At 63.5% G+C, this 18,782-nt stretch carries 14 protein-coding genes and 3 pseudogenes; 8 read left to right on the plus strand and 9 right to left on the minus strand.

Going from position 1 to position 18,782, the window contains the following annotated elements:
* Positions 1-83 precede the first annotated feature (83 nt).
* The gene (locus EHW12_RS21425; protein ID WP_065455362.1) at positions 84-1,625 is read right to left on the minus strand and encodes an HNH endonuclease signature motif containing protein; all 1,542 of its coding nucleotides are present in this window, start codon (positions 1,623-1,625) and stop codon (positions 84-86) included.
* 96 nt (positions 1,626-1,721) lie between these two features.
* Here EHW12_RS21425 and EHW12_RS21430 point away from each other — a divergent pair, with 96 nt between their 5' ends.
* Positions 1,722-2,066 (plus strand): hypothetical protein, encoded by a 345-nt coding sequence (locus EHW12_RS21430; protein WP_047270343.1) that lies wholly within the window; start codon positions 1,722-1,724, stop codon positions 2,064-2,066.
* Between the two features lie 12 nt (positions 2,067-2,078).
* Here the strand turns inward: EHW12_RS21430 and egtD are convergent.
* The 5 genes and pseudogenes from egtD to EHW12_RS21455 form a co-directional block, all read right to left on the minus strand.
* Positions 2,079-3,049 (minus strand): annotated as a pseudogene (gene egtD, locus EHW12_RS21435) (L-histidine N(alpha)-methyltransferase).
* Complete coding sequence (gene egtC / locus EHW12_RS21440) at positions 3,046-3,792, minus strand: ergothioneine biosynthesis protein EgtC (RefSeq protein ID WP_030536290.1); 747 nt, start codon at positions 3,790-3,792, stop codon at positions 3,046-3,048. The pseudogene egtD and the gene egtC overlap by 4 nt, the downstream one beginning before the upstream one ends.
* A 1-nt stretch (position 3,793) precedes the next feature.
* The gene (egtB, locus tag EHW12_RS21445; protein WP_125051712.1) at positions 3,794-5,101 is read right to left on the minus strand and encodes an ergothioneine biosynthesis protein EgtB; all 1,308 of its coding nucleotides are present in this window, start codon (positions 5,099-5,101) and stop codon (positions 3,794-3,796) included.
* Positions 5,098-6,320: pseudogene (gene egtA, locus EHW12_RS21450) on the minus strand (ergothioneine biosynthesis glutamate--cysteine ligase EgtA). Before egtA ends, egtB begins: the two are co-directional and overlap by 4 nt.
* Before the next feature lie 78 nt (positions 6,321-6,398).
* Complete coding sequence (locus tag EHW12_RS21455; RefSeq protein ID WP_125051714.1) at positions 6,399-7,673, minus strand: APC family permease; 1,275 nt, start codon at positions 7,671-7,673, stop codon at positions 6,399-6,401.
* A gap of 14 nt (positions 7,674-7,687) precedes the next feature.
* Between EHW12_RS21455 and EHW12_RS21460 the strand changes: the two genes are divergently transcribed.
* Positions 7,688-8,869 (plus strand): aminotransferase class V-fold PLP-dependent enzyme, encoded by a 1,182-nt coding sequence (locus EHW12_RS21460; RefSeq protein WP_007728914.1) that lies wholly within the window; start codon positions 7,688-7,690, stop codon positions 8,867-8,869.
* An 82-nt stretch (positions 8,870-8,951) separates the two neighbouring features.
* Positions 8,952-10,412, plus strand: a pseudogene (locus EHW12_RS21465) (FAD-dependent oxidoreductase).
* Here EHW12_RS21465 and EHW12_RS21470 read toward each other — a convergent pair.
* Entirely contained in the window at positions 10,409-11,614 is a 1,206-nt protein-coding gene (locus EHW12_RS21470) for a GAF domain-containing protein (protein ID WP_042448934.1), read from the minus strand. The pseudogene EHW12_RS21465 and the gene EHW12_RS21470 sit on opposite strands and share 4 nt — an antisense overlap.
* A 290-nt stretch (positions 11,615-11,904) precedes the next feature.
* On the opposite strand from EHW12_RS21470, the gene EHW12_RS21480 reads away from it, so the two are divergent.
* Together EHW12_RS21480 and pth are read left to right on the plus strand one after the other, a co-directional pair.
* Entirely contained in the window at positions 11,905-12,513 is a 609-nt protein-coding gene (locus tag EHW12_RS21480; RefSeq protein WP_003946242.1) for a 50S ribosomal protein L25/general stress protein Ctc, read from the plus strand.
* Between the two features lie 106 nt (positions 12,514-12,619).
* Positions 12,620-13,192: an aminoacyl-tRNA hydrolase gene (gene pth / locus EHW12_RS21485; protein WP_125051716.1), complete on the plus strand. Its 573-nt coding sequence runs from the start codon at positions 12,620-12,622 to the stop codon at positions 13,190-13,192.
* 3 nt (positions 13,193-13,195) lie between these two features.
* On the opposite strand, the gene EHW12_RS21490 is transcribed toward pth, so the two are convergent.
* Positions 13,196-14,830 (minus strand): fatty acyl-AMP ligase, encoded by a 1,635-nt coding sequence (locus tag EHW12_RS21490; protein WP_125051718.1) that lies wholly within the window; start codon positions 14,828-14,830, stop codon positions 13,196-13,198.
* 238 nt (positions 14,831-15,068) lie between these two features.
* On the opposite strand from EHW12_RS21490, the gene EHW12_RS21495 reads away from it, so the two are divergent.
* The 3 genes from EHW12_RS21495 (at position 15,069) to EHW12_RS36060 (ending at position 18,071) form a co-directional block, all read left to right on the plus strand.
* On the plus strand, positions 15,069-16,787 hold the full coding sequence (locus EHW12_RS21495) for a peptide chain release factor 3 (RefSeq protein WP_007728924.1): 1,719 nt from the start codon (positions 15,069-15,071) through the stop codon (positions 16,785-16,787).
* Complete coding sequence (gene pnuC, locus EHW12_RS21500) at positions 16,787-17,437, plus strand: nicotinamide riboside transporter PnuC (protein WP_050654516.1); 651 nt, start codon at positions 16,787-16,789, stop codon at positions 17,435-17,437. Before EHW12_RS21495 ends, pnuC begins: the two co-directional genes overlap by 1 nt.
* 325 nt (positions 17,438-17,762) lie before the next feature.
* Positions 17,763-18,071, plus strand: coding sequence for a hypothetical protein (locus EHW12_RS36060; protein ID WP_306669658.1), 309 nt, complete (start codon positions 17,763-17,765; stop codon positions 18,069-18,071).
* An 18-nt stretch (positions 18,072-18,089) separates the two neighbouring features.
* Here the strand turns inward: EHW12_RS36060 and EHW12_RS21510 are convergent, their stop codons facing one another.
* Positions 18,090-18,764 (minus strand): pyridoxal 5'-phosphate synthase, encoded by a 675-nt coding sequence (locus tag EHW12_RS21510; RefSeq protein WP_058226047.1) that lies wholly within the window; start codon positions 18,762-18,764, stop codon positions 18,090-18,092.
* Positions 18,765-18,782 lie beyond the last annotated feature (18 nt).

The following is an 18,782-nucleotide window of genomic DNA, read 5'->3' on the forward strand; positions in this document are numbered from 1 at the left end:
TCTGCGCCTCACTATAAACAGACAAACACCATTTTTCGGGCCCTCTCGCTATACCCGCAGGCCACAGGAGAAACGAAACCCCTTCAGAAGTCGGCAAACTCCGGCAAAGCGTTCGCCAGTGGGGATGCGTTACGTCTTGATGCAGATCGTGCCTTCCGCCAGCCGGGCACACTCCAGTCCAGGAGGTATTCGAGATCCGCTTCCACTCCCCTGTCCCGAAGTCCGAAACGTCGTTCCAGCGCATCGTCGTCCGTCAAATGCAGTCTCGCCGCGTCGGGCACTCTCAGTTCGGGGTCACAGAATGGGCCTACGGGCGCGGTAACCGTTCGTCGTCCTGACGGATCTTTCCACTCCAGAAGACCACCTCCGATTTGCTTCACTGTCCACCTGCCAAACGTCTTCAGTCGGTGATGTTTTCGACACAGACAGGCCAAGTTCCGTTCTGCAGTAGGCCCTCCCTGAGCGGGGTTGCCGTGATCGAACGGCACCGTGTGATCGATATCGCAACTATCAGAACGCACAACACAATTCGGAAAGCGGCACGTACCGTCTCGCGTCCTTACAATCGTCACCAACGCCGCGGACGGCTGGTACGTGGATTCACCGCGCCGCGAACCACTGTTCCTTCTCGAGCGATTATCCCTTGCCGCAGCGGGCAATATCTCCGGTGAGCGCATCGACCGACCCACGCCGAGCACCGGTCCGGCTGACCCTGCAGTCGAACAATGTTGCACCTCGGACGGTGCAAGGGTGAGGACTCTCTGCCACGTGGCGTCCGCGGCGATCGCGCGCGCAAGGTCGGCATCGATGTGGCCGTACCCCTGCAAATAGCCTGGCAGGTCGTCGAATCCGAGCAGGGTGGAAGCGTTGACACCCACAAGAATTGTCGCAATCGGGAGCGCGGAGGTCTTCGTATCATCCCTACGGGTGCAATCGCCGTCGCACTGACAATCCAACGACGTCTTTCCTTCCGCCAATGCGATCAGTGCATCGGCACGCCGTTGCCCGAAAGTTCTCGGATCGGAACCACAGACCTGCATCGACATCGCACGGAGCCTGGTGGCCAAAGTCTGAGCGCCGACCGCTGGAAGCATTCCGTCCAGAGTCGACATACCGTCGTGCGACGCGCACGTCCGAACGTCCCGATCCGCCTCCGCACGAACTCGCCTGGCACGCACCCCATCAGGGTCGTGCCGAGCAATGAGACCTCGTGCGCGCGCCTTCAACTTGTTACCGGTTACACGGCAGGCACCGTCCACGAGGAGTCGCTCGATGTCATCGAGCGCGTGCTCGGAGACGTTGGCGAGAGCTTCGGACAGTGCCATCGCTTTGGCCAGATCGATGTCACCGCAAGCAAAAGCGGCCGCCACCCGCGGAAGTCGCCAGCGCAGGTCACATCCCAGTGCAATCATTTTCTGCGCGGCGTACTCCGTAATGCTCAGTATCGACGCGATCTCCACGTGCGCGAATTGACCCCGAAAAGCCTCATTGACTCCAACCGCGGCATCCTCCTCACAACGGTCCAAGTACAGCGCAGTGACCGCGTCGATCTCGAGGAAGTGGGCGCGCGCGATTTCCGCATGCTGCCGCAACAGCGCGTCCGCGGAAGTCTTTGATTCGAACATATGAGCGATTCTACGGGCGCCCACCGACAAGTTTTTGCGAAATCCCGGGGTATTCACCGATACCTTTTGCGCTCCGATGTCACTACGTTCAATCGCATGACTCAGCATCCGACACGAGATCAACCGTACTTCGGCATAGCGATATTCGAGTTGGGGAAGAATGACGGGGTCGGGTGCTTCTACCGAGAGGACTGTTATCTCATCTGGGCTGGCGACCCCGCTGAGGCGCAGTCAAAATTCGAGCGCAAGGCCGGCGAGCAGGAGTATCCGCTCGGCGCGAGCGATGACCAGTCCTATGTAAAACTCGCGCATCTCGTGGATCTTGCGCCGGTGTCGGAAGCTGTCCATACCGGCACCGCAGATCTCTACTCTCGACACTTCTCAAATATTGCCGCCTACAGAACTTTTGAGACACTTCTAGGGGGAGACAGCATCCTCTGACAAGCGCCCACTTCACGCCCGCTGCGCGCACAACAGCGCAAAGCGCTGATCCTGATCCGTCCACACCTTCCGCACCCCGAAGCCCGCGGACGCGAGTTCCGCGGCAATCCCCTCCTCGGTGAACTTCGCCGAGATCTCGGTGCGCAGCTGCTCGCCCGCTGCGAAGGCGATCTCCAGATCCAGGTCGTCGATATGCACCGAGACTTCACGAAGTGCTTCCAGGCGCATCTCGATCCACTCGTTATCGGCATCCCAGAGCGCGACGTGACGGAAGTCCTCCAAGGGAAAGTTCGCTCCCAGTTGCTTGTTCAGGACCGAGAGAACATTGAGATTGAACTGAGCAGTCACACCGGCAGCGTCGTCGTAGGCGGGCACGAGGACTGCGGGATCGATCACCAATCCCACGCCCAGGATCAGGTTCTCACCGGGATCGAGCACCGCTGCGATCCCCGAGAGGAACTCGGCTCGTTCTGCGGGAACGAGATTACCGAGAGTCCCCCGAGAAAAGCGACCGCGCGCCGTCCACCACCTGGCAGATGATGCAGCGAACCGGTGAAGTCGCTGACCACTCCGAGCACGTCGATTCCGGGAAACTCGGCACCGACTTGCTGCGCCGCACCTTCGAGGGCCGTCACCGAAACATCCTGCGGTACATACGTTCGCAGAGTTCCGCGAGCCGTCATCGCGTCGAGGAGCAACCGCGTCTTCTCAGAGGAACCTGAACCCAGTTCGATCAGGATCTCGGGTTCGGTCAACGCCGCGATCTCGTCGGCGTACCGAGCGAGCAGGCCGCGTTCGGTACGGGTGGGGTAATACTCGGGTAAGGCCGTGATCTCCTCGAACAGTTCACTTCCACGCGCGTCGTAGAACCATTTGGGCGAGAGCCACTTCGGCGTAGCGGTCAAGCCCTCCCTGGCCTCGGCTCGCAATGCGTCGACCGATTCGGCCGGTGTCAGATAAACCTCGAGCGTAGGGGTTTTCATTGTTCTCCCATCGGTATCGGGGTGATGATCAAATGGCCGGGACGCGCGCAGACGATGTGCCGGTCCGGCACCTGCTCCCAGTCCGGTGAACGATCGGACGGTTCGGAAACGATCAGTGCCCGCGACTCGTCGACCCGCGTGTACAACGTGTGGCCCCACGCCGTGGCCCACAGTTCCTGCCCGTCGCCGAACAGGAGGTTCAATCGTGAATCCGGTGCCGCCGCAGCCACATCGTGAACCAGGCTCGTCACGGCGGCTTCCGCGGGCTTCGACTTCAACCGATGCCGAAGCACTGTCCACAACAAGGCAGCATCCGTCGGCGCGGGCATCTTCAGCAATTCGACGGCCGGAACTTCTGCTGCCAAGTCGGCGAGTGAGCCAGGCCAACCGGATACCGCTCCGTTGTGGCTGAAAGCGTAGGTTCCGTCGACGAACGGTGCGCAGGCACCGATCTCGACGGCCATCCCCTCCGTCGCGGAACGTACGGCGGCGAGAACGGATCCGGAAATGATGTGGGACAACGTCTCGTCGACTGTCGGGTCCGACCAGATCGGCGAGATACTGCGGTACCGTCCCTGCCTTCCACCGTTCCACCACACCGCGCCGAATCCGTCGGCATTGATGGTCCCGCCGCCACGCATCTCGCGAGGTGCCCACGACTGTCGCATCAGTGAGTTCTCGCCGTCGTGGAGGAGTTCACGAACCGAACGCGGCGGCCCGAGATACCCGAGGTGCCGACACATGTCAGGATCTACCCGAAATCGTTCTGGCGCAGCGAAAACCCGAGAAGATCTGGCGCCTGATCGGGTGGTCCCAGTTGCGGAACGTCCCCCGGCAGGCAACGCTGTCGGTCCCGAACGATCCCCCTCGCAACACTTTGTAGTCGCCGCCGAAGAACACCTCCGAGTACTCCCGGTAGGGGAAGGCCCGGAAACCCGGATACGGATGGAAACCCGAAGACGTCCACTCCCACACGTCACCGATCAACTGCTCGACACCTGCTGCCGATGCACCCGCCGGGTACGAGCCGACGCCGGCGGGACCGAGATGGCGCTGACCGAGATTGGCAAGTTTCTCGTCTGCGGACACGTCCCCCCACGGGAATCGTCGCGATCTTCCGGATTCCGGATCCCACCGCGCGGCCTTTTCCCATTCCGCCTCGGCGGGAAGCCGTTTGCCTGCCCAGCACGCGTAGGCCTCGGCTTCGTAGAAGCTCACATGCACGACGGGCTTGTCCGGTGGGACCGGAGCCTCGACGCCGAAAGTCTCGTGCCACCAACCCGAACTGTCGCGTTCCCAGAACAGTGGTGCACGGAGCTTCGCGTCGACGCGATGCCGCCAACCGTCACGGGACCACAGTTCCGGTCGGGAATAGCCGCCGTCCTCGATGAATTCGACGAACTGCCCGTTGGTGACCGGGAATCTGTCGATCGCGAAGTCGGTGAGATAGACCTGATGCGCAGTGCGCTCGTTGTCGAGTGCCCACGGTTCGTCGTCGGTCCCCATGACGAAGGGGCCGGCGGGGATCGTGACCTCGTCGAGTTCCGGCATGCGGGCCGCTTGCGGAGCGGGTGTGGCAACGAGTGCCGTGGGTCCCGAACGCAATTGGTGTGTTGCGAGCATGGTTTCGGCGTGTTGCTGCTCGTGCTGCGCGATCATCCCGAAGGCAAAACCGTCCATGTCGAGTTCTGTGCGTCCGAAGGTGCTGGCTTCGAGCACATCCCAGACCTTCCCGCGAACCGTACGTACGTATTCGCGCGCCTCGGCCGGGTTGAGCAGGGGAAGTGTGGGTCTCGACGATCTCGAATGCTTGAACGCGTCGTACAGCTCGTCTATGTCGCTACGCACCGGATCGCGGCCACCGACATCTCGCACCAGCCAGAGTTCCTCTTGATTGCCGATATGCGCCAGGTCCCACACGAGTGGACTCATCAACGGAGAATGCTGAGCGACCAATTCGGTATCGTCGACGCAGTCGGTCAGCAGCGTCGACCGTTCACGCGCTCGCAGAAGTACGGCCTCGACCGCTTCCTTGGTGATCTCCCCCGTCATGTGTCGCTCTCACCGGGCACAATTGCGCGACAACACCGTTCGGCTGCGGCATCGAGAAGACGGACAAACTGCGGCTCCGGCGCGTACGACGCGGCAAGCGACATCAGAGAGGTTGCCGCCGAACGCAGTTCGACGTCGTCCAAACCGTACTCTGCCGCATCCCGCCATCTCCCGGCCGTCGACGCTGCGGCATCACTCGCCTCACGCATCACGGCAGGCCCGGACAGCAACGCGTCGATCGCTGCTACCGGTACTCGCCACAGATCTCCCGGCTGCGCATCGATGTAGCGAACCTCCAGATGGCCGACAGCGCGAACCGGCGGGAACAGCGTGGACAGGTGATAGTCCAAGTCCGCCCAGACGGGTCGGCGTCCGATCTCGGCATCCAAAGCGCCGTCTATCCAGTCCCCGAAAGTGGCACCCCGCGGAGCCGTCCAATCGTCGCCCTCGTTTCGCACACACATCAGCGGAACATCGAGCGCCCAGCCGGCGTAGTCCTGCACTTCCGGGACTGCGACCGTTCGCCAGGAATCGAGTTCGAGCCACGTCCGCATGCGTTGGGACGCCCAATCCCCTCTCGGAACCCCTTGCAAGCGTGGAGAACACGCAAACGCAGCGATGAGCGCCGGCCCCATGTCCCGAGGAGCCGCCAACGCTGGGCGATGGACTCCGGGCTGCCGCCGGCATCGACACTGACCTGCACTGCTGCTGTATTGCACATCATCAAGGTGCCGTACGGTCCTATCCCGGCGAAGCGGGATTCCATTGCGCAATAACGTGGCAACCGGAGAATCCGGGAAGGTGGGCGGGCGACGTCGGCCGCGGCAGAACTGATTTCGATGGAGTACGACGCGAGGAGTGTTTCGAGAGTACGACGGTCTTCGTCGAGACAGTCACACAGTTCTCGGGCGGACGTCCGCGGCGCTGACGAGAGTTCGATCTGTCCGCCAGGTTCTACGGTGACGAGGCTGCCACGAGGAAGCGGAACCGCTGGTGAATCCGGGTCGATACTGGTGGGTGCGTGTCGCCCGAGTGCCTTTGCCAGAGTCGCTGCTGACGGCCGCTCCCCACCGGGAACCTGGCTGGTCAGCCACTCGAGCTCAGCTCCGACCAAACGGGGTGGCCCCTGTTTGAAGCACACACCACCGACGTAGGCCTCGGCCGCAGGACGTGAATCCACCTGCGTGGTCTGTGCTGCTGTCAACGCTGCTGTCACCATTCGACTTCCCCTTCGGGCGGTCTTCGCGGTCGCTACCGACGATAGAACGCCAACGTCCGAGATGCACCCTTTGTGGTGTTACGTGTCGTTGAATTTCTTCAGTCGTATCCACCGGTACCCACAACCGGCCAGAACCACACCTGCCCCGGAAACAACCGCGATCCACGGAAGTGTGACCACCAAAACGACACAACCAGCCGCGCCGACCGCTTGCAGCCACTTCGGATACAACCGGTCCACACCGCGTTGGCTGTACGCACTCACGTTCGCGACGAAGTAGTAGAGCAGCACTCCGAACGACGAAAAGCCGATCACCCCACGAAGATCGGTTGTCGAGACCAAGGCGATCACAACGGCACCGACCACAAGTTCCGCATGGTGAGGGACCCCGAACCGTGGATGGACTGCAGCGAGGGCCACTGGCAGATCGCGCTCGCGGGCCATCGCCATCGCCGTACGACTCACGCCGGCGATCAGAGCCAGCAGCGCCCCCGCCGACGCCGCCGTGGCACCGATCACCACTACGGGAACGGCCCAACTCCAACCGACTGCGCCCACCGCATCTGCCAGTGGTCGCGCCGAATTCGCCAGCCGATCAGGTCCCAGCGTCACCAACAGCACCACCGCTACCAGCGCATAGAGGATGACGGCGACGGTGAGTGCGATCAGGATCGCCCGCGGAATCGTTCGACGCGGATCACGCACTTCCTCCCCCAGCGTCGCGATCCTGGCGTACCCGGCGAAGGCAAAGAACAGCAGTCCCGCCGATTGCAGAATTCTGTACCACGACCCGAATGCGAGATCCGGGAACTCGCGCACCGCACCAGGACCGACGACGGCAACCACCAGCGCTACACACAGCGCCGTCGTCGACACGGCGACGATCACCCTGGCCATGTGCGCCGTCCGCGTGACTCCGCGGTAGTTGACTGCAACCAGCGCTGCCACCACCAATACCGCGACGGGGACACGCCAGGCCGTAGGCGCAACATACGTCGCGAAAGTCAGAGCCATTGCCGCGCAGCTCGCGGTCTTCCCGATCACGAACGACCAGCCGGCGGCAAACCCCCACCAGGGTCCGAGCTGCTCACGTCCGTAGACGTAGGTCCCACCTGAAGTGGGGTATCTGGCCGCAAGCTGCGCCGACGACGTCGCGTTGCAGAATGCGATGAACGCTGCAATCGCCAGGCCCACAAGCAACCCGGTACCGGCTACTGCGGCAGCGGGCGCGAACACCACGAAGACTCCGGCGCCGATCATCGCGCCGAGGCCGATCACTACGGCATCGGACGTGCCCAGTCTTCGCTCCATCGGGACAGCTTCGTTCACAGGTAGTTTGAACCACACCGACATGAACGGAAGGTGCCATGTTCGATCTCGACACGATCCGCCGCGACACTCCCGGATGCCTCGACAAGGTGTTCCTCGACAGCGCGGGATCCTCGCTCCCGCCCGAGCCGGTGCTGACCACGATGATCGAGCACCTGAGACGTGAAGCCGACGTCGGCGGATACGTCGCAGCTGCTCGTCAGAGCGGCGCCCTCGCTGCTGTTCCCCATTCGCTGGCCCGGGTCATCGGTGCTCAGGCAACCGATATCGCTTTGACGGACAGCGCGACCCGTGCGTGGAACGACTTCCTCGCTGCCGTTCCGCTCGGACCCGGTGATCGAATCCTCATCAGCGGAGTCGAATACGCGAGCAACGCCATCGCTGCACTGGGGCGGGCGCGTTCGACCGGTGCCCACGTCGAGATCATCCCGAGCGATCAGTACGGACGCATCGACCTCGACGCACTCGAGAACATGCTCGACGATCGTGTTCGCGTCGTCTCCGTCGTCCACGTCCCCACCAACGGCGGCCTGATCAACCCCGTCCGCGAGGTCGTCGAACTCGCGAGGGCCTACGGCTCGCTCGTTCTGCTCGACGCATGCCAGTCCGTCGGCCAATTGCCCATCGACGTCACCGAACTCGGCGTCGACGCCCTCAGCGCAACCGGCCGCAAGTGGCTCCGCGGGCCACGCGGAACCGGATTCCTGTACGTCCGCCCCGGACTCGTCGACGCACTCGAACCCGCTGCGATGGACCTGCACGGAGCGGAATGGACCGGCGAGAACAGCTTCGTCCCTGCGCCGGATGCAACACGATTCGAACTCTGGGAAACGAGTGTCGCGGCGCGCCTGGGTCTCGGCGTCGCCGCCGACTATCTGCTCTCGATCGGCACCGACACGGCGTGGGAGCAGATCGAATCCCGAGCAGTCACGCTGAGGGAAGGTCTGGCAGCGATTTCCGGAGTCGAAGTCCGCGATCGAGGAACCCATCTGAGCGGCATCGTTTCCTTCACCGTCGACGGTATTTCCGAGCACCTGGTTCGGGATCAGCTTGCAGCACAGAACATCACCGTCACCGTCAGCGGTCGCGGGTCCACCCTCCTCGACATGGATGCCCGCGGACTCGACGCCGTGGTTCGCGCATCGCCGCACTACTTCGTCGACGAAGCCGACCTGGACACATTTCTGGGCGCGGTGAGGAGTTTGCAAACCTCCCGTTGACCGGGACCATGCCTGATCTGCGGAAGTCGAAACTGCAACTGTGGGGTGATCAGCAGTTTCGCCTTCCGAGAGGACTATTCGCATGGCCGACCCCACCGTCAGATCGATCTCCGCTGCCGACATCACCACCTGAGACTACGAGGCCGACGTCGTCGTCGCGGGATACGGCATCGCCGGCGTCACCGCTGCGATCGAAGCAGCTCGTGCCGGCGCCGAGGTGCTCGTCCTGGAGCGGACGGGCGGTTGGGGCGGAGCCGCGTCACTGGCTGGTGGATTCATCTACCTGGGCGGTGGAACGCCGTTGCAGAAGGCGTGCGGGTTCGAGGACTCGGTCGAGAACATGAAGACGTTCATGAAGGCAGCGCTCGGCCCCGGAACCGACGATACGAAGATCGACGCGTACTGCGAGGGCAGCGTCGATCACTACAACTGGCTCGTCGACGCCGGGGTCCCGTTCAAGGAATCGTTCTGGGGTCAGCCCGGCTGGGAACCGCCGTACGACGACGGCCTCATGTACTCGGGAGGCGAGAACGCCGCGCCGTTCAACACCCTCGTCGATCCCGCGCCCCGCGGACACGTTCCGCAGATGTCCGAGAAGAACACCGGCGAGAAGGGCGGCGGCTACATGCTGATGAAGCCACTCGTCGAGACGGCCGAAAAGCTCAGTGTCCGAGCAGAATACGATCTGCGCGTCCAAACTGTGGTGGTAGACGGCGATCGGGTTGTCGGCGTCGTCGCCAAGCGCTACGGCAAGGATGTCGCGATTCGTGCCCGCAAAGGCGTAGTGCTTGCGATGGGCAGCTTCGCGTACAACAACGAGATGGTGCGCTCGAACGCACCGCGCATCTTCGGCCACCCGGCGGCCTCCATCGAGGCGCACGACGGCCGCGCAATCCAGATCGGTCAGGCACTCGGCGCCGACACCGCACACATGGACGCCACCGAGGTCGCGTTCTTCTGCGACCCACAGTTGATGGTGCGCGGCATTCTTGTCAACGGCCGCGGTCAGCGATACATCCCCGAGGACACCTACCCCGGCCGCATCGGCCAGGCAACGCTGTTCCAGCAGGACAACCAGGCATTCCTCGTGATCGACGAAGCTGCGTACGAGGAAGGCATGAATGCCGAATCGTCCAGTGCACAGTTGCGGGCGCAGCCGAGCTGGGTGGCGGAGACCGTCGAGGAACTCGAAGGCGAGATGGGATTGCCCGTCGGATCGCTGCAATCCACCGTCGACCTCTACAACCGGCACGCGGCTGAAGGTTCGGATCCGGTGCTCGGCAAGAAGTCCGAGTGGGTGAAGCCGATCGTCGGCCCGTTCGCGGCAATCGATCTCCGTGGCCGCACAGGCGGATTCACGCTGGGAGGATTGAAGACCACCGTCGATTCCGAGGTTCTGCACGTCTCGGGTGCGCCGATCCCCGGACTCTTCGCAGCGGGTCGCTGCACGTCCGGTGTCTGTGCGGGCGGTTACGCCAGCGGGACAAGTCTCGGCGACGGCAGCTTCTTCGGACGTCGTGCCGGAATCAGCGCGGCGCGCTAGATCACCACAACTCGCACGCCCTCGGCAAAGCGGTACGGCTGAGTCTGCAGGACCGCGCCGAGGTGTTTCCTCAGTCTGGACACCTCGGCGCGCACTGCCACGACATGCTCGCGATCACCGAAGAGCACTTCGCTCAGGCCTGCGGCATCCACACCTGCCGAACCGACGGCTGCCAGTGCCCGCAAGATCTGAGCGTGACGCGGCGAAAGCGCGCGCGTCCAGTTGGCGTCACCACGCACCGTCACCTGCGGCGATGCTCCGAGGGCCAGCTCCAGCTCGATCAACGGCCCGCCGACGCCGGTGCGCAACAGCCAGCCGTCTCCGAGCGGCTCAGGCAGACACATCCCCAGACCTGGCACGATGACGGGCTTTCCCGCACTGGGTGCTGCCACACGGTCGGGCGCGGCAATCCCGCTGGCGCCGGCTACCCAGCCGAACTCGTCGACCACCAATGCCGGACCTGTGCCTGCCGCGAACAACGGCGCCGCGCGCGAGCGCAGGCGCTCGAGCGAAGCTGCGTGCTCGCGCCACAGCGTCGCCTCCGCGAGGCGAACCGCGGTGCGCACCAGCGCGACGGTGGTGGGATGAACCGAAGCTGCGGATCCACTGATGTCCACCACGCCCAGGATCTCGCCCGTCCGTGGGTCGTGCACGGGCGAGCCGGTACACGACCAATTGTGATGCGTGGGCGCATAGTGCTCGGCCGAGAAGAGTTGCACCGCAGAGTCTTCGATCAGCGCGGTACCTATCGCGTTGGTCCCCACCGACTGCTCCGACCAGCGTGCGCCTTCCGCGAACCCGAGAGCGTCCGCCGCACGTTTGACGGTCTTCGCCCCTTCGCGCCAGAGCAGGACACCGTCGGCGTCGGCAACGACCACGATGAAGCCCGCGTCCTCGGCGACCTCGGTGAGCGTGGTTCGCAGTTCGGGCAGAACGCTTCGCAGCGCGGTACGCGAACGCCTCGCCTCCAACTCGGAGAAATCGGCGACAGTAGACGCACCGCAGTGATCCGGCGTGAGCCCGCCGGCGGCCACCCTCGACCACGACCGCGCCACGACGGTCCGCGGCTGCGCCGGTGGTTCCTGCCCGGAGAGAACTGCGTCGTGCACCCGACTGAGTAGGCGAGCATGCTGCGACAGGTCGGTACCCGGCACGACGGCACCGAGCCGACTGCCTTCGGGAGCGTTCCCCACGGTGGTCACTCCGTCAGGCTACCGCTTTCGATGTGACGCGAACCACGTCCACACGGCCAGGTCCCCACCACCTGCGATTAGCGGCCGGGAGCAAACTCCGGTAACGTATCCAAAGTTGTCTCGGCGAGGGTGAATCGCAGCAGTTCCACACGTTGCAGGTTTACCGTGATCGACGCGGCTACGGCTCAGCTCGAGCGTTTCGCTCCTGGCCGTGTGCGCGCCTGTCCGCCTTGCCGCAGGCAAAACCACACGTCAGTAAACCGAGCACGAACCCCGTGAGTTGTAGGAGCCGTTTCATCATGTCTGAAGAAAACAACCTCGTCGCCGTCGTCCGCACCGAATTCGGCAAGGGCGCAGCTCGCCGCGCACGTCGTGACGGCCAGGTCCCCACGGTTCTGTACGGCCACGGTGAAGATCCCCGCCACCTCAATGTGCCGGCTCGCGACTTCGCCGCCATCCTCCGTGCACACGGCACCAACGCCATCCTCACCCTCGACATCGAGGGCACGGAGCAGGTTGCACTGACCAAGTCGGTCGTCGTGCACCCCATCCGCAACTACATCGAGCACGCCGACCTCCTCGTCATCAAGAAGGGCGAGAAGGTCACGATCGACGTGAACGTCATCGTCGTCGGCGATGCTGCTGCAGGCACGATGGTCGCGCAGGACGCATCCACGATCTCCATCGAGGCCGACGCGCTTCACATCCCCGAGCAGATCGAGGTTTCGGTCGAGGGTCTCGAGATCGGCACCCAGATCCTGGCCAGCCAGCTCGAACTGCCCAAGGGCTCGACCCTGCAGGCTGACGCCGACACCCTGATCGTCAACGTCGTTGCTGCACCCACCGAGGCAGACCTCGAAGAGGGCGCAGAAGCTCCCGCCGCCGACGAGGCTGCAGAAGAGGCCTGATCCTCTCGGTTCCAACAGAACTCACTGCGCGCGGCGCGTCATTCCGATTCGGAGTGACGCGCCGTTCGTGCGTAGCAGGAAAAATCAAGCCAGAAAGTAGCGTCCGTTGAGCACAGATACCGCCCTCGTCATCGGCCTGGGTAATCCCGGCCCCCAGTACGAGAAGACCCGGCACAACGTCGGCTTCATGGTCGCCGGCACCCTTGCCGGGCGCATGGGCGGAAAGTTCAACGTACACAAGAAGAGTGGTGCCGAAATCGTCGAAGGTCGCCTCGCCGGCCGGCGCGTGATTCTCGGAAAACCACGCTCGTACATGAATCTCTCGGGTGGCGCTGTCGCCGGTCTCGCGCGGTTCTTCTCGGTCGACGCCGCGAATATCATCGTCGTCCACGACGAACTGGATCTCGATTTCGGGACGATCAGACTCAAACTCGGCGGCGGCGAAGGCGGCCACAACGGCCTGCGGTCCATTTCGAGTTCGTTGACCACCAAGGACTACCTGCGCACGCGCGTCGGGATCGGTCGTCCGCCGGGCCGCATGGACCCGGCGGACTACGTTCTCAAGCCGTTCTCGTCCACGGAGCGACAAGAACTCGATCTCGTATGCGAAGAGGCTGCGGATGCAGTGGAGCTACTGCTCGAACTCGGGTTGGAAGCCGCACAGAACCGCCTGCACTGACGGTCAGTTACCCAGCAGTGCAGCCGAATTCGCGCGGCGGAGCTTCCCCGACGACGTCTTCGGGATACTGCCGGGACCCAGGACCGCAACGGCGCGAGGTCGGACACCGACGTCGGCAACCACGGCGTGGACCACTTCGCGTTCGATACGCTTGACCTCTTCCGGATCTTCGAACGCGTTGGTCTCGACGGCGACTGCAAAGCTCTCACGCTTCTGGCCGGCGTCGAGACGAATCGCGACGGCATTTCCGGGACGCACACCGGCAACGGTTCCGGCCGCCCGTTCGATGTCTGTGGGGTACACGTTCCGGCCGCCCATGATGATGACGTCCTTGACACGCCCGCACACCACGACCAGTCCTTCCTCGGTGAAGTACCCGACGTCACCGGTGTCGAGCCAACCGTCGTCGTCCTGGGCCGGCTTGTGTCCGTCGACCGTGACGTACCCGGGAGTGACTGCCTTGCCGCGAACCTCGATGATTCCGACACCGCGGGCCGGAAGCACCTGACCGTCACGGTCGACGATGCGTCCCTCGAGGTCAGGCACCATCTTGCCGAGTGTGGCGAGGGCACGAGCGTTGGGGCGATTGGACGGCACCGCTCGAGACATCGATTCGAGAAAGTCTGGATCGACGTAGTCGAGGACCTGACCTTGATCGGGATCCGGAATCGACACGGCGAGCGTGGTTTCCGCCATTCCGTACACGGGCGCCAGCGCAGTCGGGTTCAAACCGAAACGCGCACCTGCCTCGGCGAGTGCATCCATCGTGTCGGGATCCACCGGCTCGGCGCCGTTCCACATGTATCGGACGCTGGACAGGTCGACTGCCCCGTCTTCCGCCTGTGCGAGTCGACGAGCCAAGAGCGAGTACGCGAAGTTCGGTGCGGCGGTGACAGTTCCGCCGTACTTGCCCATCAGCTCGGCCCACAGCACCGGGGTGCGCAGGAAATCCATCGGCGTGATGCTGATGACCTCTGCGCCCACCTGCATCGGAACCGTGAGAAAACCGACCATGCCCATGTCGTGGAAGAGCGGAAGCCAGCTCACCATCACCTCGTCTTCGATGGAGAACTTGATGCGGTTGATCATGGCGTAGGCATTTGTGTAGAAGTTCTCGTGCGTGATCTGCACAGCCTTGGGCGAACCGGTGGAACCGGACGTCAACTGCTGGAGTGCGATATCCGATTCGGCCGTCTCCACGGGATCGATCGACGTTCCGCTGCGAAGCTCGTCCACCGTCACGACGGTGATGCCACGCTCTTCGAGGAGCGGCTTGGCAGCGTCGAAGGGCGCACCCAGAATGACGGCTTTCGCGGAGATCATGTCGATCACAGTCTCGGTGTCCTGAGCCCAGACGCCCAGATCCGTTCGGGGGGTCGGCTGATGCAGCATCGTCACCGACGCACCGCGCATCCACGTCGCCTGGCAGGCAGGTGCGATGTCGACGGGCTGTCCGGCGAGAATGCCGATCGCGACGCCGCGATCGATACCGACCTCGGCCAGGCCGCCGGCCATGCGCCTAGCCTCCTGGTGGATGTCGCCCCAGGTCTGACGGAAAGCGTTGTCCGGCTCTCCCGTCACCAGGCCGCGGTCGGTGACTGCGGCGGTCGCATACATCTCTTCGGTGAACTTGCTCAACGCAACTCCTCGGTCAGTGTCACACTTCGATCAGTGCAACTCTTCGCAGGACACAAATGGCTGTGTGTTCGAACACACACATACATGGATAATCAGCGATCGTTCGCCGAGTGTTACGCCGCAGTGGCTATCGCATCGTGGTCTGCGAGTATCCTTTCTCTGTTGTGCTGCCGCACTCTCCACCTGTCCGCGCACCGGCACGTCGCCGGCACCGACGCCCACTTCGAGAGGTTCTTCGTTGACTACCCCGTCCGACTCGACCGTCCCTTCCGACTCGACTGTCCAGTCCGACACCGAAGGCCCCGATTCAACCGAGAGCGGGTCGGTCGCGGTCACGACGACGACCAAGGGCCTGTCCGCAGAGGCAGAGCGTCGCCGAACCTTCGCCGTCATCTCGCATCCCGACGCCGGAAAGTCGACGCTGACCGAAGCGCTGGCACTGCACGCGAAGAAGATATCGGAGGCAGGAGCCGTCCACGGCAAGGCAGGCCGCAAGTCGACGGTCTCGGACTGGATGGAGATGGAGAAGGCCCGCGGCATTTCCGTCAGTTCCACCGCACTGCAGTTCAACTACCACTCGTCCGAGACCCCGGACGAGCAGATCAACGTCATCAACCTCGTCGACACCCCCGGTCACTCCGACTTCTCCGAGGACACGTACCGCGTCCTGACCGCCGTCGACGCGGCGGTCATGCTCATCGACGCTGCCAAGGGCCTCGAACCGCAGACGCTCAAGCTGTTTCAGGTGTGTCGTCACCGCGGCATTCCGGTCATCACCGTCATCAACAAGTGGGACCGTCCCGGTCAGACTCCTCTCGAACTGCTCGACGAGATCAGCGAACGGATCGGCCTCACACCCACCCCCCTGTACTGGCCGGTCGGCATCGCCGGCGACTTCCGCGGACTGCTGCGGCGCGGTGAAGACGGTGAGGCTCGCGAGTACGTCCGCTTCACCCGTACCGCAGGCGGCGCGAAGATCGCCCCCGAAGAGGTCATGGACGCCGACGCGGCGCTCGCCAAGGAAGGCTCCGAGTGGGAGACCGCGGCCGAGGAGAGTGAACTGCTCTCCGCTACCGGCCAGGACCACGATCAGGAGATGTTCCTCGCCGGTCAGACTTCCCCGGTGATCTTCGCGTCCGCGATGCTCAACTTCGGCGTCCGCCAGATTCTCGACACCCTCGTCGAATTGGCGCCGCCGCCGCGTGGGCGCGAAGACCTCAGCGGCAAGCCGCGCGAGGTCACCGATCCGTTCAGTGCGGTCGTCTTCAAGGTGCAGGCCGGTATGGACACCGCGCACCGCGACCGTCTGGCGTTCATGCGCATCGTCTCCGGCGTGTTCGAGCGCGGCATGGTTGTCACACACGCCCAAACCGGCAAGCCCTTCACGACCAAGTACGCCCAGACGGTATTCGGACGTGAACGTTCCACCGTCGAATCCGCGTTCCCCGGCGACGTCGTCGGCCTCGTCAACGCCACCGCACTCGCACCCGGCCACACGCTGTACACCGAGAAGAAGGTGGAGTTCCCGCCGATCCCGTCGTTCGCGCCGGAACACTTCTCGATCCTGCGCGCCGAAAGCGCCGGCAAGTACAAGCAGTTCCGCCGTGCTGTCGACCAACTCGATTCCGAGGGCGTCGTCCAGATTCTCCGCAACGACATCCGCGGCGACGCCTCCCCCGTCATGGCGGCCGTCGGCCCGATGCAGTTCGAGGTCGTCGCAGCACGCATGAAGGCCGAGTTCAACGTCGAGGCCAAGATGGAACCGCTCGGCTACGCATTGGCTCGCCGTACCGACGCCGCGTCCGAGGTCGAACTGAACCGTCAACGAGGTGTGGAGGTCTTCACCCGTTCCGACGGTGTTCTGCTCGCCCTGGTCAGTGACAAGTGGCGCCTGCAGTACATCCAGAAGGAACTCCCGGATCTGACGCTCGAACCCCTCGTCGCTGCTGCGGACTGATGAGCCTGATCGAGGCGCTGTTCGACGCCGAACTGCACATCGGCAGCGCCACGATTCTCTGGCGAGAGATCATCGGAAACGCGTTCGGAATCGGCTCCGCGATCGCGGGTGCGCGACGCTCGGTATGGGCGTGGCCCGTCGGTATAGCCGGAAATGCCTTGTTGTTCACGGTGTTCATGGGCGCACTTTTCCACACGCCGCAAGAGCTCAATCTCTACGGCCAGGCCGGCCGTCAGTTGTTGTTCATCACCGTCAGCGTCTACGGGTGGACTCAGTGGCGACGCGGGGCACGCGACTCCGGTCGCGCAGTCCTGCCCCATTGGGCGACAACTCGCGAGCGCGTCGCCATGATCGCCGTCATGACCAGCGGCACAATCGCTTTCGCCTGGATCTTCGACCTCCTCGGCTCGTACGGAGCGTGGGCAGAGGCCTGGATCTTCACCGGCTCCATCCTCGCGACATACGGCATGGCGCGCGGCTGGACCGAATTCTGGCTCATCTGGATCGGCGTCGACGCCGTTGGTGTTCCCCTTCTTTTCCGAGCCGGCTATTACCCTTCGGCGATCCTCTATCTGGTCTATGCATTCTTCGTCCTGTGGGGCTTCGCAATGTGGCTGCGCATTCAACGCCGAACTCCACAAGGGGTGTGACCGTAAACCAACTCCTGGTATGTTTGCGTCGATTAAGCAAACCGGCGGTCTGTTTACGGGCATCAGGAGCGAAACAATGGAAGACAAGAATTCTCACGGAATAGCGGGCCCCAACGGTTCCGGCAACGGATCGAGAGCCAATAGTTCCGCAAGTAATGGTTCTGCAAGCAATGGTTCTGGGAGCAACCTTTCCACGGGTAACGGTTCCAGCAGTGCCACCGCCACAGCGGATTTTCTGTCGACCGCACCCAAGCAATCCGATGCATTCACGTTTCCGCTTCCTGCCCGAACCACGGCCGCACACAGCAGCGGAGAGGACCTTTCAGTGCCAGCTTCAACACGCGAATCATCGAGGACGCTCGAAACTCGAAGTCGTACCGTCGTACGTCGCGACGCGATGGGCGTAGCCGCCGTTCGAGTGGCCGGTCGACTCACCCACACCGAACTCATCGCAAATCAGGCCTCACCCTCGAGCGCACATTCCTCCGATCCCACGACGGATCTGGACGAGTTGCTCACAATGCTCGGCAGCTACCTGTTGTCCTCGGGGTTCGAACATCCCGAAATCCACGCCAAGCTGGGCGGACAGTCGATCGTCGTCAACCTCGTATCGCCGGAGATCAGCGCGAGCTGATCTGGGCCCAGCTGCCCCTTAGGGCCACAGCACTGCTCGTGTCCATGCTCGGTCCGAGCCGCGCCGGTACAACCACCGCTGATGTCGACGCCCGGAGTCTGCCTGCCAGAACTCGACAGACTCCGGCTCGAGGCACCACGCACGCCAGTCCTTCGACACGAACCCTGGGTCGTCGCTGATTCTTGCTTCCGCAGCGGCCACCGACGCGTCGTACGCCCCTAAGTCTTCGAGCACCTCGCTCTGCTTACTTGCCGTCGCCACCGCTCGCGCGGTGACGGAGCGTTCGACGAAGTCTCGGCGTCGAAGTGCGTCGTCGCCCTCGCGAACCGTTCCGCGAATCCGGATCTGTTGACCCGTCTCGCGCCAGTAGAAGGCGAGCGATGCTCGCGGATTTTCTTTCAGCTCAACACCTTTCGGCGAAGCAGCTGAACCAGAGAACCAGAACCCACCCTCGGTCACGTCCTTGAGGATGAGGAAGCGAGAATCAGGCATACCGTCGCCGTCCACGGTCGAGAGCGCACACACGTGTGGCTCGACGACGCCGAAGGCCACGGCCGCACGGAGCCAGTCGAGGAACAACTCCCCCGGCTTTTCCGGAAAACACTCGGGCGCGGGCGGCGGAGTTCCGGTCAGCGCGGGGATACCGCGAATCCACGTCCGTACGTCAGGCAGCGAAAAATCTGCATCAACCATGAGCCGACTCTAATCGCG

The organism is Rhodococcus sp. NJ-530, from assembly GCF_003860625.1.
GTDB lineage: Bacteria > Actinomycetota > Actinomycetes > Mycobacteriales > Mycobacteriaceae > Rhodococcus_F > Rhodococcus_F qingshengii.